The following is a 632-nucleotide window of genomic DNA, read 5'->3' on the forward strand; positions in this document are numbered from 1 at the left end:
GCTTCGTTGAGCTCGATCACGTCCATCTGCGCCAGCGTCAGGCCGGTCTGGGCCAGCACCTTCTGCGTGGCCGGCGCCGGGCCGATGCCCATGATACGCGGCGCCACGCCGGCGGTGGCCATGCCCACCACGCGGGCCTTCGGCGTCAAGCCGTTCTTGGCGGCGCTGGCTTCGTCGGCCAGGATCAGGGCGCAGGCGCCGTCGTTCACGCCGCTGGCGTTGCCGGCGGTCACGGAACCGTCGGGGCGCACCACGCCTTTGAGCTTGGCCAGCGCCTCCAGGCTGGTCTTGCGCGGGTGTTCGTCGGTGTCCACCACAATGGCGTCGCCCTTCTTTTGCGGGATCGTGACGGGGCAGATCTCGCGCGCCAGGTGGCCGGCTTCGATGGCGGCGACGGCGCGCAACTGGCTGTTCAAGGCCATCAGGTCCTGCGCTTCGCGCTCGATGGCGAAGTCCACCGCCACGTTCTCGGCGGTTTCGGGCATGGAGTCCACGCCGTACTGGGCTTTCATCAGCTTGTTGACGAAGCGCCAGCCAATGGTGGTGTCGTACACCGCGTTGCTGCGGCTGAAGGCGCTTTCGGCCTTGGGCATGACGAAGGGCGCGCGGCTCATGCTTTCCACGCCGCCGGC

Annotated in this window: 1 pseudogene; it reads right to left on the reverse strand. The window is 68.7% G+C overall.

From position 1 onward, the window contains the following. Positions 1–632, reverse strand: a pseudogene (locus HA630_RS01475) (3-oxoadipyl-CoA thiolase); the annotation flags it as partial.

The organism is Aquabacterium sp. A08, from assembly GCF_011742065.1.